At 39.0% G+C, this 14,354-nt stretch carries 11 protein-coding genes; 2 read left to right on the forward strand and 9 right to left on the reverse strand.

What is annotated here, in order from left to right; genetic code table 11:
• Positions 1-56 precede the first annotated feature (56 nt).
• The 8 genes from ACM0OR_RS26010 to ACM0OR_RS26045 form a co-directional block, all read right to left on the reverse strand.
• Positions 57-1,916 carry an NAD(P)H-quinone oxidoreductase subunit F gene (locus tag ACM0OR_RS26010; RefSeq protein ID WP_414579337.1) on the reverse strand — a complete coding sequence of 620 codons (1,860 nt, stop codon included), beginning with the start codon at positions 1,914-1,916 and terminating at the stop codon, positions 57-59.
• Between the two features lie 331 nt (positions 1,917-2,247).
• On the reverse strand, positions 2,248-2,421 hold the full coding sequence (locus ACM0OR_RS26015) for a hypothetical protein (protein ID WP_414579338.1): 174 nt from the start codon (positions 2,419-2,421) through the stop codon (positions 2,248-2,250).
• A gap of 9 nt (positions 2,422-2,430) precedes the next feature.
• On the reverse strand, positions 2,431-2,553 hold the full coding sequence (locus ACM0OR_RS26020; RefSeq protein WP_414579339.1) for a hypothetical protein: 123 nt from the start codon (positions 2,551-2,553) through the stop codon (positions 2,431-2,433).
• 5 nt (positions 2,554-2,558) lie between these two features.
• Positions 2,559-3,551: a glycosyltransferase family 2 protein gene (locus ACM0OR_RS26025; protein WP_414579340.1), complete on the reverse strand. Its 993-nt coding sequence runs from the start codon at positions 3,549-3,551 to the stop codon at positions 2,559-2,561.
• Between the two features lie 199 nt (positions 3,552-3,750).
• Positions 3,751-5,025: an ABC transporter ATP-binding protein gene (locus tag ACM0OR_RS26030; RefSeq protein ID WP_414579346.1), complete on the reverse strand. Its 1,275-nt coding sequence runs from the start codon at positions 5,023-5,025 to the stop codon at positions 3,751-3,753.
• A 2-nt stretch (positions 5,026-5,027) separates the two neighbouring features.
• Positions 5,028-5,873, reverse strand: a complete 846-nt coding sequence (locus ACM0OR_RS26035; RefSeq protein ID WP_414579341.1) for an ABC transporter permease — start codon at positions 5,871-5,873, stop codon at positions 5,028-5,030.
• 25 nt (positions 5,874-5,898) lie between these two features.
• Positions 5,899-6,972 (reverse strand): glycosyltransferase family 2 protein, encoded by a 1,074-nt coding sequence (locus ACM0OR_RS26040; protein WP_414579342.1) that lies wholly within the window; start codon positions 6,970-6,972, stop codon positions 5,899-5,901.
• Between the two features lie 70 nt (positions 6,973-7,042).
• Complete coding sequence (locus tag ACM0OR_RS26045; protein ID WP_414579343.1) at positions 7,043-8,332, reverse strand: glycosyltransferase; 1,290 nt, start codon at positions 8,330-8,332, stop codon at positions 7,043-7,045.
• A 434-nt stretch (positions 8,333-8,766) separates the two neighbouring features.
• Between ACM0OR_RS26045 and ACM0OR_RS26050 the strand changes: the two genes are divergently transcribed.
• Positions 8,767-10,311, forward strand: a complete 1,545-nt coding sequence (locus ACM0OR_RS26050) for an FAD-binding oxidoreductase (protein WP_414579344.1) — start codon at positions 8,767-8,769, stop codon at positions 10,309-10,311.
• 227 nt (positions 10,312-10,538) lie between these two features.
• On the opposite strand, the gene ACM0OR_RS26055 is transcribed toward ACM0OR_RS26050, so the two are convergent.
• Positions 10,539-10,889: a Rieske (2Fe-2S) protein gene (locus tag ACM0OR_RS26055; RefSeq protein ID WP_190708795.1), complete on the reverse strand. Its 351-nt coding sequence runs from the start codon at positions 10,887-10,889 to the stop codon at positions 10,539-10,541.
• Between the two features lie 370 nt (positions 10,890-11,259).
• Between ACM0OR_RS26055 and ACM0OR_RS26060 the strand changes: the two genes are divergently transcribed.
• Positions 11,260-13,851 carry a GAF domain-containing protein gene (locus tag ACM0OR_RS26060; RefSeq protein WP_414579345.1) on the forward strand — a complete coding sequence of 864 codons (2,592 nt, stop codon included), beginning with the start codon at positions 11,260-11,262 and terminating at the stop codon, positions 13,849-13,851.
• Positions 13,852-14,354: the final 503 nt, after the last annotated feature.

The following is a 14,354-nucleotide window of genomic DNA, read 5'->3' on the forward strand; positions in this document are numbered from 1 at the left end:
ATTACTCATTACTCATTACTCATTACTCATTACTCATTACTCATTACTCATTACTATTAAAAAATCAAACTTAAAAACTGTACTCCCCAGAATGGCCAAGTTACCCATGCGCCTAAAACACCTACACCTAAAAGCACGGTCAAGGCATAAAATTGAGTTTGTCCATTGGTGCTGTACTTCAAACCTTCCCCACCTAATAGGGAAAACAAACCAACTAAGTTAACAATGCCATCAACTACAAAACGGTCAATCATATCAGCAAATTTGGAAAGTTGGGCAACGCCGAAAATGATGGTTATGCGATAGAGTTTAGGTGTGTAAAAATCGTAAGCAAACAAGTCTTGTAAAGGTTTCCAAGGTAGGCGGACTGGCTTGGGAATATTGCCTAAATAAATGATTGCGCTAATACTGCAACCAAAAATACTTGACCAAATTAGTAATAGTGCAACATCTTTATTGAGGTCTGCCCAACTGGGTAGTAATGATAAACTTTTTAACACCAAAGGCAGATGTAAAACAAAGCCTAATAAAATCATCATGGGTAATATCATCGGCCAGTGAACTTCAGGCGATCGCTCACTCATTTGTTTTACTTTACCACCGAAAATTAACCCAAATTCTCTGGTTAAACTCACTGCTGTTAAAGTGTTAACTGCAATCACAATTCCCACTAACCAAGGGTAATTTCCCCACAAGCCATCAGCTAGTTTTAACAAAGCCCAAAAGCTACCCAAGGGGGGAAAGCCAATTAACCCCAAAGTTCCCACAATAAAGGCTAAACCGGAAATGGGGCGACGTGACCATAAGCCACCCAGTTGAGTTAAGTCTTGAGTGATGCTATTCCAAACAATTCCACCGGTACTCATGACTAAGAGTGCAGATGATAAAGCGTGGGTGAGTACCAAAAGTAATGCTGCATCGTCTTGCTGTGCGCCTACGGCAATGAACACTAAGCCCATGTAAGCACTAACAGAATAAGATAAACAGCGTTTGAGATCAATCTGCGCGATCGCAATTAAGGAAGCACCAATGGCTGTAACCGCACCAATAGCAACAATAAATGCCGAAACTACAGGCGATAAAGTTAATACAGGTTGGAGTTTAATTAGTACCCACGCACCACTAGCAACTACTACCGAATTCCTTAAAATTGTGCTGGGGACAGGGCCTTCCATTGCCTCATCTAACCACAGATGCAAAGGGAACTGGGCGCACTTACCCATCGGCCCAGCTACTAAAGCTAAACCTACCAATGCCATCACAGTGGGGTCAACTTGAGCAGTAGCAGCCCAGTCTGCTAAGTCTGTGTAATTCCAAGTACCTGATAGATTCCACAGTCCCAAGACTCCCATTAATAAGAATAAGTCACCTACCCGCTTGGTTAAAAAAGCATCTCTTGCACCAGTCACTACCAAAGGTTGACTGAACCATAAGCCTACTAATAGGTATGTTCCTAAAGTCAAGACTTCCAAAATTACATAGCTAAAAAATAGATTATTGCATAGAACTAAGGCGCATAATCCCGCTTCAAATAATCCCAATAAAGAATAGAAACGTCCCCAACCCCAGTCCATTTCCATGTAACCAAGCGCAAAAATTTGTGCTAGCAAATTTAAGCTAGTAATTACCACTATTGCACCCACACTCACCGCAGAAATTTCTAAGGTGATAGTCAGGTTTAAACCTGCGGTTGATAGCCAAGGTATAAATACTTCTTGGGGTGGTTGATTCCAGGTTGCTTGTAAAGCTATGACACTATGAAGCAACGCCAAAAATGTCATGATTAGATTTACATAACCTGCTGGCCTTGGCCCCGTTCTACGAATGAGTCCTGGCGACCAAGGAATCGCCAACATTCCACCTATTAAGGCGTAGCACGGAACTAGCCAAACAGTCTCTAGTAGAAACTGAGCCATGAAATTAACCTCTGGATTTACAGCACAAATCAACTAATCTGGGGGCAAACTTAACTTTGCTCCTAGTCAGCAAATTATTGTAGATAAGGGAATTTATTTTTGCTTAATATTGTTTTAAGCTTACCGTTATATTTACCAAAAAGGAATTATTTAACAAAATAAATCTACGATGTCTACTCTAATTAATTCTTATATAATCAATTTTCTGATTTTAATCATAGACTCTATTCTATAGGTTAACTTATGGCTAACCCATACAAAGCATCGAATTTTATCTATGGTTATAAAAATTAATATAGAGACGCTATTCGCTGCGTCTCTAGGTTAGCAACTAAAATACAGATGTAATTACCAAAGCCATAACTGTTGATAATTGGTGAAGTTGACTGATGGGGGCGGGCTGCATATCACGATAGTCTAATATTTGCACAACGATGAGATAAGCGATCGCTAACAGAACAGAAATTGCCCCCGTGATAATTGCTACAATTTTAGAGCGATTCATTAGTATTTCCTACAATGCAGATTCTGGGAGTGTACCTATATCTACATTGCCACAGCCGATGCCAAAATTAATCGTTAACCTAACTGCGATCGCTTCTAGCAGGTACAATATTATTTGGGGTGCAATAACCACCACGTTTATGATGTCATACCAAATTTTTCTTTTGGATATGCAAAGCTAGAATTTACAAGCTTTTTGACAAACAAGACAGTACAGGCAATGCGTTCAGTTTGCCGAAAGCCTAAAATATCTTGCACCAGCCGATAGACTGTCCTCTTACTGTTAGCTTTAAACTCTGGAAATATTACCAAAGCTTTTTCTAAGAACATCAAATATTGGAAATAATCAAAAAATAAAGCTTCTCTAGCCAGTTCAAAATATGATTTGGCTAAAGCCTGGCGGTACTTTATTGAAAGTTGATTCCTTTGCAATAGTTCCTGTTCTACTTTCTGTAATACTAGATGGTGGCTTTTTAACCAGCGACTTTTAGAAGCAGTCGAAACTGTCACAGCACCATATTTTCTGTAGATAGCATAACAGCCTGGTTGGTACGCAACTTTACCTCCATTCATCACCACTGATAGGAAAAAATCTCTATCCTGCGCGGCGGGTAAATTTTCATCCCATCCCCGACTATTTTCTACTGCACTTCTCTTATACATTAAAGCAGCCAAAGCCACCCACCAATTTGCTAGTAAAGCCGCTAAAATATCTGTTTGGGTTTTAGAGATTTCTATTTTATCCAGAACACTAGAACCATCAGCTAAATGACGCTGATGTCTCCAGTCACTATAAACAACATCTGCGCCTGTAGCTTCTAACAGACTGACCTGTTTTTCTATCTTTTCAGGTAAAATATAATCATCTGCATCTAAATATTGAATATATTTTCCCTGAGATAAATCAAAGCCTCGATTGCGAGCGTAATTACCGCCTTGATGTAAATAACTACGCCAAATAATTTTATCGCCGTAGCTTTTGATAATTTCCAAAGAGTTATCTGTAGAACCGTCATCAATGACAATGATTTCCAGATGAGAATAGGTTTGTTGTAAGCAGCTATCAATCGCTTCAGCTAACCACTTCTCAGCATTAAAACAGGGTATGATTACTGAAACTAATTGGGACATAATATAGATTTCTCTTGATTTTATCTCAAATGTCTTGCATCACATCTTGCACCAGTTATTTAATGCCAATTTTTGTGGATTCCGCAATGTTTTTACTGCCATGAAACCCCAACTTTTACCTCATTGGCATTGCCCAAACTACGGTTATTGAGAATAGTGCAAGATATCAGTTATTAACATATCACGCATTCAATGTTCATCAATTTTTGCTAATCATCTGCCATATGCGAGGTTGATAAAACAAAGATTTACTACTAACCTTTCCAGCTTTGACAGCAAATCGATAAGATTCCACAATATCAAATGAGCATACGCCTTCTTTAACATATATTTTGGCGTTATACATACCAGGTAATAGGCAACAATAAGGCATTTGCATCTGGATTTCCACTCTGCCAGGAAGGAGATTGAGAGTTTCGTTATCACTGGCAGAAGTCATATATAAAACCCGTTCATTTTGTCCAGATAAAGTAGAAATTAATACGCCCAAGTTAGCGGATTCGACTGGACGATGAACTTGACATTCTACACAAAGATAAGTAGGTTCACCACAACGGGGAGCTTCGATTGTATTTCCTTGATCATCTTTAAAACATATAGAAACAATATCTACACCCAAACTCTGAGGTTTTTCTGGTAATAACATTACCCCTGGAGGTGCATTTTCTCCACCTAAAGATAAGTCCTCTTCATATTGGCGAATTACTGCTTCAGTTTCACCAGCACTGATTAATTGACCTTTAGCTAGATAAAGAGAATTTTCACAGACATTTAATACAACGTGGGGGTTATGAGAAACTAAAATGAATGCTGTACCTGCTTCCCGTAATTTTGCTAGCTTGTGATAACATTTCATCCTGAAGCTAATATCACCAACAGCTAATACTTCATCAATTAATAAAATATCTGGTTCAATATGTACTGCACAAGCAAAACCCAATCGAGCAGCCATACCAGAACTATATGTTTGTACTGGTGCATCAATCGCATCACCAATTCCCGAAAAATCTATTACTTCTTCAAATTTGGCTGCTATCTTCTTAGTAGATAGACCTAAAATTGACATATTAGCATAGATATTTTCTCGCCCCGTCAAAATAGGATTAAACCCTGCGCCCAAAGCAATTAATGGAGCTAATCTACCTCTAACTTTTACACATCCAGTATCAGGTTTAATCAAACCACTGATAATGCGTAGTAGTGTGCTTTTACCTGCTCCATTTGAACCCACTAAACCAAGAGCTTCTCCCCGGCGTAATTGAAAGCTGATATCTTTCACCGCCCAAAACTCTTTTTGGCGCAAAGTATCACTTTTTCTATTGCCTCCTGATAACTCTGTGGCAATATCTTGCAGACCATATAATAAAGATTGCTTTAAGTCTCTACAGAATTTTTTAGAAACTTGGTCAACTGAAATTAATAAATCAGTATCTGGAGAATTTATGGAAGTTTCTTGCTCTATTAACTTAATCATCATTAAGAACTAACTCTCTCAACCACAAAAGGCATAGCCAAACGGAATGCAACCCAAGTTATTAATAATGCTACTAAAGTAATTGCACTGACTGACCAAAAACCAGCAGGATTTGATACTATTCCGGTTGTGGCTAATTCTCGTGTTGTTACTAGTAGCGGAGTCACCGGGTTAAAATTTACTAACCATCCAAATAGTCCCGCTTTGGGAATAGGATAAATTACAGGAGTGAGGAACAGCCAAAAGCCTGTAATGAGAGATAATCCTTTAGATATATCTTGATACAGTATCCCTAAAGGAGCTAATAAAATCCCGATAAATGTTCCCAACAAAACTAAGTGAATCAATGGAATTGGAGTTAAAATCACTGTCCAATTGGTGGGAATGCGAAACCAGATAAATAATCCCACGATTAAAATTAGCTTAATAGCGAAGTTAAAAAATACTTCGCCCACCTTGGCTAAAAGCAGTGCTTCTCGTGGGAAGTTCACTCTGGCTAACATCGGTTTTGCTACTGCTACTGCTTGCACCGGCCCATTTAAAGCTTCCACAAATGTCTGCCATAATGCCGTGCTGAACATGACATAAGCTGGGTAGGGTAAATCTGTGTCACCAATATTAATCACGTTGGCTTCATTGGCGAGAGTAAAACTAGCAGCCATGACAATTGGTGGTAAAAAAGCCCAAGCAATTCCTAAAAATGATTGCCGATATTGAGCATTTATATCCCTTACCATCAATCGCCAAGCTAGTTCACGAGAAGCTAACAAGTCTCGCCACATTAGTCTTAATAATTGAATTGGATGCCTAAGCATACTCTCAGGCTTATAGACTATCTCCGGTAGCATAATTGTCAGACCTCATGAGAGTTTATCAACCACGGGACGATGCTGTGATTGCAGATTTTGCTGGTGGTATCAGGGCTTTGGATTGCAGATTTTGCAAATGTTTTTGAGCATAGCGGGTAGTCATATAACGGTTAACTACTTTGTCTATAGTTAGCAACAGCTTCCCAGCTACGCGCCAGCCAAATTTACCAATAGGGAGTTTACGTACAAAAGGACTGATAATTGCCATTTGTCGCCGCCATCCCAAGCGTTTGTACTTGTTTTTGAAATACTCATCTTCGGTAAGATTCCACTTTTCACTTAAGCGTTTGAGACTGGCTAGTTCCCAAGCATCACTCCAACGCAGCATATAGTAACTTATGTCTGTTGGCTGTAATGGTTTGTCTGTGACGTAAGTCATCAGAGATTCAGGTTCGAGGTAGACTGTACCGCCAGCTTCGGCTACTAAGATACACAAATCAACGTGTTCTTTGGTGTTTAGCAATGCTTCATCCAAAAGACCAATTTGTTGGAATATTTCTGTGCGTACCATCATGCAGTGAAATTCTGCTAGTCCAGTTTTTTGACGTTGCAGTTGGGGGTGGACATCTGCTACCTTCCGCCCTTGTTTATAAATCTTTTCAATCATCCGTCGTCTGATGATTTCGCCTTGAGTTTCTACCTTAATTCCCGATTCTCCACCTGCACAATGTATTTCAGTATGTAAAGGACTACCTTGGCAAATTAGGGGACTAACTATAGTTGCGCCTGTGTCTTCTGCACACTGAACTAAAGGCTTGAGCCAGTTGGGGGTAACTACTACATCGTTATCAATAAATACGACATACTTGCTGGTGACATGACGCAAAGCAAGGTTACGTGCATGGTTTGGGGAAAGATAGTAATCTGTGCGAATTAGCTGAAATTGCTTTTGTTGTGCTTGCTGTGCCAAATAATCTTGAATATGACTGGGAGAACCGCCATCTACGTAAATTAATTCAAAGGGATAATCAGTGTGTTGATAAATACTTTCTAGGGCTTCACAGGTGCAACTGAAACGTTCTCGTGGAGCAACAATGATGGTTACGTCGGGAGTTGCGATCGCAGATGAGTTTGTCATGATAATTTAAATTATTGATCTATTTGTGGATAGCTCCAGCCAGCATCAAGATTGATAAATTTTGTAGGGTTCATCTCATAGCTGCTGTGGAAGCGAAGACTGGCTCTGGAGTAGGTAAATTATTGGTTATAACGTGGCGATAAATTTCCACTAGCTCATCATTGAGCTTGTTAATGTCATAGTGGCATTTGACATAAGTATGGCCAGCACGACCCATTGATGGCCAAATTTCTGGATGCTCTATGAGATACGTTAACTTTTCTGCTATGGCATCAGTATCCCGTTCTGGAACTAGAAAACCAGAAATAGCATCTTGAACTAGTTCAGGAATACCACCGTGAGTAGTAGCTATGACTGGTAAACCCATAATCATGGCTTCTTTTAACGTATTAACTGGGGCATCTTGATTACCATTTTTAGCTGTCACGCTGGGGGCTATAAAAATATCAGATTGTGCGAGAATATCAATGATTTCTGGCTGGGTTTTCCATCCCAGTAATTGGACTTGCTCAGAAATATTCAAGGAGTGGATTAGCTGTTGTAAGTTTTCCTTTAACTCTCCATCTCCAATGATGTGATATTCAATATTGGGATAAATTTTAGCTACTTTCGCTACAGCAATAATGCTATATTCTATACCTTTTTTTTCAATCAAACGACCAGTTGTAGCAATACGGATTTTTCTACCTGGCTTATGATACCTTTCTTGGTAAGGAAAACGATGGCAATCTATTCCTGAACCATGCACTAAAACTTTCTGTGTGTCACAACCTAGTTTGATAGCTCTGGCTCTGAAATATTCGCAGTTGGTGAGAAAAAAATCGCCTTTGGCAAATAGTGAATCATAAACATTTTCTCCCTGTTGTTGAACAAATAAACTGATATCATAGCCACGAAATGAAGTAATTAACTTTCCTGTGATAGCACCAATATCACGCAGATTCATCCCTTCTAAGGCAAATGTTCCAAATTGGCAATGAATGATATCATAGGGTAAAGATTTTAACATCGGAACTGCCAAATACAGTAACCGCAAAGAAGCTGCTTGTTTACCGTATTTGAAAATATTGAGCGATCGCAGCAGAACCAAAGGGCTTTTATGAAAATTTGCAATGATTAATATTAGACCTTTTAAAAAGCGATATAAGTAATTTTTAGGAATGTCCGGTTTATGATGAGTTAACTTGAGCAGACGGTGTTTTTCTACATCTGGATGAAACTTAGCAGAATTATTTAGTTGCCTATTTTCATGGACATAAATATCTACTTTATGTCCCCGAACAATCAGTCCTGTAACTTGATTTAAAATAAATGTCTCTGATATGACAGGAAAGTTCCCGACAATGAAGGCAATTCTCATAATTTTATCTCACATTCTATGAGGAGTTTCATATATGCAAGTCCTCTTAAGTTCGCACTTTTTGTCTGTTCTTATTTCTTATAAATCGGCACGAGTTGAGTATATAGTAAATCTTTTTATTATTCAATTAAAAAAAGAATATTCTTACTCAAGACAGATTTTATTGTTATTTTTCTGTTGCCCATTAACTAGGGATGTATAAGCTATAAGCTGACAACTATAAATATTTCAGATTTGCCGATAAAAATATATACTTAATGTCTTATTTTCTTGGCAATAAATTTGTTCATCACAAACAAAAAATAAGAGCTAATTAATAAAACAGGCATCATTTACACAATCAGCAAAAATTGTATTAAAATTATGTATATAATAAATTTAAATTCAATTAAAGCTACTTTTAATACAAGGAACTCTGCTAGAGATTAGCTGTTATGTCCCTGACTGAAGAGATTCTCAACCAACTACCTGGTAATGTTTTAGGCGGTTTGCGTAGTGCCGATCGCATCCTCAAATCTATCAGAGAAAATACCACACCAGTCCCTTCAGTAGTCAAAGAAAATCAACAGCCTTTAGGTGCTGTAGACTGGGACGTAATTATCTGTGGTGGGACTTTAGGGATCTTAATTGGTTGCGCCTTAGCAGTGCGGGGATTGCGGGTGGCGTTGCTGGAAAGGGGTATTTTGCAGGGGAGAGAACAGGAGTGGAATATCTCCCGTCAAGAGTTAGAAGTCTTTGTAGAATTGAACCTGCTAACAGAGGCAGAATTGGCAAGTGCGATCGCTACACAATATAATCCGGCTAGGGTTAAATTTAAAGATGGTGCAGAAGTTTGGGTAGAAGATGTCTTAAATATCGGTGTAGATCCGGTTTATTTATTAGCTACATTGAAAACGAAATTTCTCGCGGTTGGTGGAGAGTTATTAGAAAATACACCCTTTAGTGATGTAGTGGTTCATCCAGATGGGGTGATAGTTAATAATCAATTCAAAGCCAAATTATTACTCGATGCAATGGGACATCTTTCCCCCATCACCCAAGAAGCACGTCAAGGGAAAAAGCCAGATGCCCTTTGTTTAGTAGTAGGAAGTTGCGCCGAAGGTTTCCCTGAAAATAACGCTGGGGATTTAATATTATCATTCACCTCTTTACAGAATCAATGTCAGTATTTTTGGGAAGCTTTCCCCGCAAGAGATGGTAGAACAACTTATTTATTTACTTATATGGATGCCCATCCCCAACGTTTGGGCTTAGAAACGTTATTTGAAGAATATCTGCGTTTATTACCAGAATATCAAGGCGTGGAATTGAGCCAACTAAAATTTCAACGCGCCTTGTTTGGTTTCTTCCCAACTTATCGCCAAAGTCCCCTCCAAACCCCTTGGCATCGAATTTTACCAGTGGGAGATAGCAGTGGTAGTCAGTCCCCCTTAAGTTTTGGTGGTTTCGGTGCAATGGTGCGTCACCTGAAGCGGTTAACAATTGGCATTGAAGAGGCATTACAAACTGAGCAGATTTCTGCAAAAGCTTTGGCACAATTGCAACCATACCAACCTAGTTTGAGTGTGACTTGGTTATTTCAAAAAGCTATGAGTGTTAGTGTTAATCAGACAATTCCACCAGAGCAAATTAACCAATTACTCTCGGCGGTATTTGCGGAAATGCAGCAGTTAGGAACGCCAGTGCTAAAACCATTTTTACAAGATATAGTGCAGTTTTCCGCCCTGACACAAACATTAGTAAAAACTGGTTTAAATCATCCTGTTTTAGTTGCTAAAATTATCCCACAGGTGGGTTTAATTAACTTGTTAGATTGGCTATTACATTATAGTAATTTAGGATTATACTCTGCCTTATTTGCGATAAGTACCATACTAGAAATATGGATTAAGAATTTGCCAAATACACAACAATATTATTGGCATCGCTTGATTGATGCTTGGAAATTTGGTTCTGGCGGTGATTACTCTAATTCGTAGTTGAACAAAAAGGAGAAAAGCATCTTCCCCGCAAGCGGGGCTACGGTGTATACACAAATCATCTGATCCCCCTAAATCCCCCTTTTTAAGGGGAACTTTGAATCTATTTCCCCCTTTTTTAAGGGGGTTTAGGGGGGATAAAAACGTTGTAGGTTTAGGTTATTAGACTTGTGTGTACACCGCAGCGTAAGCGAGGAGGGTGTTAAGGTTGGGTTCTTGTAGAAACTCTATAAACTAACCCAAATGCTACCTTCTTCAACGCGGGTAGGGAAGACGGAGAGTGCTTTTTCTTTGGAAACCATACCCATCAATTTACCGATACCAGGAGGAAAGGGAGTCCAGTCTTGAGCATTACCAGTAGCTAGATCAAAGGCACTACGATGGAAGGGACATACAATAGCCCCATCATCTGTGATTTTGCCCTTCTGTAAGGGTAGCTTGAGGTGGGGACAAGAATTTTCTACTGCAAAAACTTGATTGTTGTGGTGAATTAACAGGATTTTGCGTTGTTCAACTTTTACCACTTTACGCCCATTGGGTGGTAGTTCATCTTGGGGAATCACTTTAATCCAGTTCATTGATACCTCTCGTGATGTTTAAAGGGATGCAGCTTATTAAGTACATCATTTCACAAGTTCGTCCGAGAAGTGTTAGTTTTGCTCAGTCATAGGGAATCATATATCTATAGTCCACAGGTATAGCCATTCAAGCAAGTTATCGCTTGCATATTAAAGTATATTTTTTAACTACAATCTTCTGTAGTTGTGGTTGTATATAAATTTTTAAAGATGCGGCCAGCTCCTGTGGATATTGGGTAAAACAAGGAGTAAAGCAGGATGACGCTGAGTTAACAACAGATTAAACTGTGGGTAATGCTAATCACTAGTTGCATCTGCAACACTTAGTTGAATTTCTAACTTTTTAATCCTGCTATATCAAAAATTACCTATGTCAGCTCAACAGCGTAGTTTTGGGGAGACGGCTGATTTGATTATTGGTGTTCGCAATCAAGAAAATCAAGGTTTGCCAGTAAATGCTTCTCCAGTGGGGACTCTAGCCCGCCGGAAAGGGACTATTTCGACATTTCTAGCTCCCCTGACTCAAGATACTTTTAAACAAGTTGTTACAGAAGTTGAGCAGAAATTACAGATTGTGCATCAAACCCTGTCGATGTTAGATTCCCAGGGTTTTGAAACAATTCTGCAAGAAATGTTGCAGTCAATTACCTTAAAAACTGGGGAATTATTGGGAGCAGATCGGACAACTATCTTTTTACTAGATGAAGAAAAACAAGAACTGTGGTCAATAGTCGCTGAAGGAGAAGGCGATCGCTCTTTAGAAATTCGTATCCCCGCCGATAAGGGAATCGCTGGCGAAGTGGCTACTTTTAGAAAAGTAATTAATATTCCATTCGATTTTTATAACGATCCACGCTCTATATTTGCTCAAGAAAAAGAAAAAATTACAGGCTACCGTACCTACACAATGCTGGCCTTACCGCTACTGAATGAACAAGGGCGATTAGTAGCAGTGTTACAGTTACTCAACAAATTAAAGTCTACATATAATCATGATGCGCCACTGGCAGAACGCATTGATACCATTGGCTTTACTGGTGTTGATGAAGACTTATTTCAGGAATTTGCCCCTTCTATTCGCCTGATTTTAGAGTCGTCACGTTCTTTTTACATCGCGACTCAAAAACAAAGAGCCGCAGCTGCAATGATGAAGGCGGTTAAGTCTCTGAGTCAAAGCAGTCTAGACTTGGAAGATACCCTCAAACGGGTAATGGATGAAGCCAAGGAATTGATGAACGCCGATCGCAGTACCTTATGGCTGATAGACTGCGATCGCCATGAACTATGGACTAAAATTACTCAAGATGATGGTTCTACTAGGGAGTTACGAGTTCCTATCGGTAAGGGTTTTGCTGGTATAGTTGCAGCCTCTGGTCAAAAACTCAATATTCCTTTTGATTTGTATAACCATCCCGACTCGGAAACAGCCAAACAAATTGACCAGCAAAATGGTTATCGTACCTGTAGTTTACTTTGTATGCCCGTATTTAACGCCGATCAAGAGTTAATCGGCGTGACTCAATTAGTCAATAAAAAGAAATCAGGGGATTTTCCACACTATAATCCGGTTGACTGGCCTCAAGCTCCTGAATGCTTCCAAGCAAGTTTTGATCGCAATGATGAAGAATTTATGGAGGCTTTTAATATTCAAGCTGGGGTAGCATTGCAAAACGCCCAGTTATTTGCCAAAGTGAAGCAGCAAGAACAAATGCAACGGGATATTCTGCGGAGTCTTTCTAATGGTGTAATTTCCACAGATAAAGCAGGAGCAATTATTGCGGCGAATGAAAGTGCTAAACGGTTATTGGGATTGGCTGATGAAGACCGTTTAGAAGGTAAATTAATTAATGAGGCGATCGCCATTCAAGAAGGCGATTTTAGTAAATGGTATGGAAATGCTTTACACGGTGAAGACCTGAAGCTTCGTCAGCAATATTATCCAGACCGCACCTTATTAAGTATAGGTTCAGCACCAGAAAAACACAGTATCAATTTATCGATTAATACGATTGCTGATGCTAGCGACCCACAGCAAGTTTGTGGCGCACTGGTAGTCATGGAAGATATCAGTGATGAAAAACGCCTCAAGAGTACAATGTACCGCTACATGACTCAAGAATTAGCAGAAGAATTGTTGAAATTAGATGATGCTAAACTTGGAGGCGATCGCAAGGAAGTTTCGATTTTATTTTCGGATATTCGTGGCTACACCACTTTGACAGAAAATCTGGAAGCGGAAGAAGTGGTAAGTATGCTGAATGAATATTTTGAATCAATGGTAGATGCTGTTTTTAAACACAAAGGGACTCTCGATAAATACATTGGTGATGCGATTATGGCTGTGTTTGGTTCGCCTCTCCCTCTGGAAGAACACGCTTGGATGGCGGTACAAACATCTCTCGAAATGCGCCATCGCTTAAAGGAATTTAATCAACGTCGCTACGCTGCTAATAAACCGAGAATTAATATTGGCATAGGCATTAATTCTGATACTGTCATTAGTGGTAATATCGGCTCTAGTAAACGGATGGAATTTACTGCGATTGGTGATGGTGTTAATTTAGGATCTCGCCTGGAAAGTGTGAGTAAGCAATATGGTTGCGATATTATTCTCAGTGATAATACTTTTAAACCTTGCCAAAATCATATTTGGGCGCGAGAACTAGACTACATTCGTGTTAAAGGTAGAAACGAGCCGGTAGCTATCTACGAATTAGTGGGTTTACGTTCAGATCCCATTGGTAGCGACAAATTACAAGTAATAGAGCATTATCACAAAGGTCGTGAGTATTATCTTCGACAAGAATTTGCTTTAGCTAGAGCAGAATTTGCCAATGTTTTAGCAGCAGATAAGCATGATAAAGCTGCGATGTTGTATCTTTTACGTTGTCAGCATTGGTTACAATCACCCCCAACAACTTCTGAGTGGGATGAGGGTGTTTGGACTTTTCAGGAAAAGTAAATACTGTGTGTCTATCTAATCAGAGAAGATGCTTGCTCTTTTAAAGGTGAAACATTCAATATGCTACTAATCTCGCGCAGACATAGCCGCACGAAATAAGTTACCCAAGTAGTAATTCCCACCAACTTAAATGTATCCTCTATAAAAGTAGGTATTCCTTGCCATATAGTGTCACAAATTATAGATAGCCCTAAAGATAGGATTGCAGCTAAAAGAATCAGAAATTCTGTTTTTTTGAAAATTTTTCTAAACCTCATGAAAAATGAGGAGAACAAAATCATATAGATTGCATATACTATACGTTCACTAATATGATATTTGGGAAATACAGCTTCATGCAGTAAGAAAAAATCATCCACTAACAATAAAGTGGTTAATAAACCAGAATATAGAAAAAATTTGGCATATTCTTGAGCTTGATTAGTTACTTTGAGAATCGCATAACTAAATGGCTCTCCCAGACTAGATATGTTAAATTAACAACAGAAATACCAATTGAGTAA

The organism is Anabaena sp. CCY 9402-a (assembly GCF_963920945.1).
GTDB lineage: Bacteria > Cyanobacteriota > Cyanobacteriia > Cyanobacteriales > Nostocaceae > Trichormus > Trichormus minutissimus.

What these genes read in the sequence shown, in the direction of transcription:
- ACM0OR_RS26025 (WP_414579340.1), bottom strand. Translation starts at nt 3,551, where the DNA reads ATGTCCCAATTAGTTTCAGTAATCATACCCTGTTTTAATGCTGAGAAG.
- ACM0OR_RS26040 (WP_414579342.1), bottom strand. Translation starts at nt 6,972, where the DNA reads ATGACAAACTCATCTGCGATCGCAACTCCCGACGTAACCATCATTGTT.
- ACM0OR_RS26045 (WP_414579343.1), bottom strand. Translation starts at nt 8,332, where the DNA reads ATGAGAATTGCCTTCATTGTCGGGAACTTTCCTGTCATATCAGAGACA.
- ACM0OR_RS26015 (WP_414579338.1), bottom strand. Translation starts at nt 2,421, where the DNA reads ATGAATCGCTCTAAAATTGTAGCAATTATCACGGGGGCAATTTCTGTT.
- ACM0OR_RS26055 (WP_190708795.1), bottom strand. Translation starts at nt 10,889, where the DNA reads ATGAACTGGATTAAAGTGATTCCCCAAGATGAACTACCACCCAATGGG.
- ACM0OR_RS26035 (WP_414579341.1), bottom strand. Translation starts at nt 5,873, where the DNA reads ATGCTACCGGAGATAGTCTATAAGCCTGAGAGTATGCTTAGGCATCCA.
- ACM0OR_RS26060 (WP_414579345.1), top strand. Translation starts at nt 11,260, where the DNA reads ATGTCAGCTCAACAGCGTAGTTTTGGGGAGACGGCTGATTTGATTATT.
- ACM0OR_RS26030 (WP_414579346.1), bottom strand. Translation starts at nt 5,025, where the DNA reads ATGATTAAGTTAATAGAGCAAGAAACTTCCATAAATTCTCCAGATACT.
- ACM0OR_RS26050 (WP_414579344.1), top strand. Translation starts at nt 8,767, where the DNA reads ATGTCCCTGACTGAAGAGATTCTCAACCAACTACCTGGTAATGTTTTA.
- ACM0OR_RS26010 (WP_414579337.1), bottom strand. Translation starts at nt 1,916, where the DNA reads ATGGCTCAGTTTCTACTAGAGACTGTTTGGCTAGTTCCGTGCTACGCC.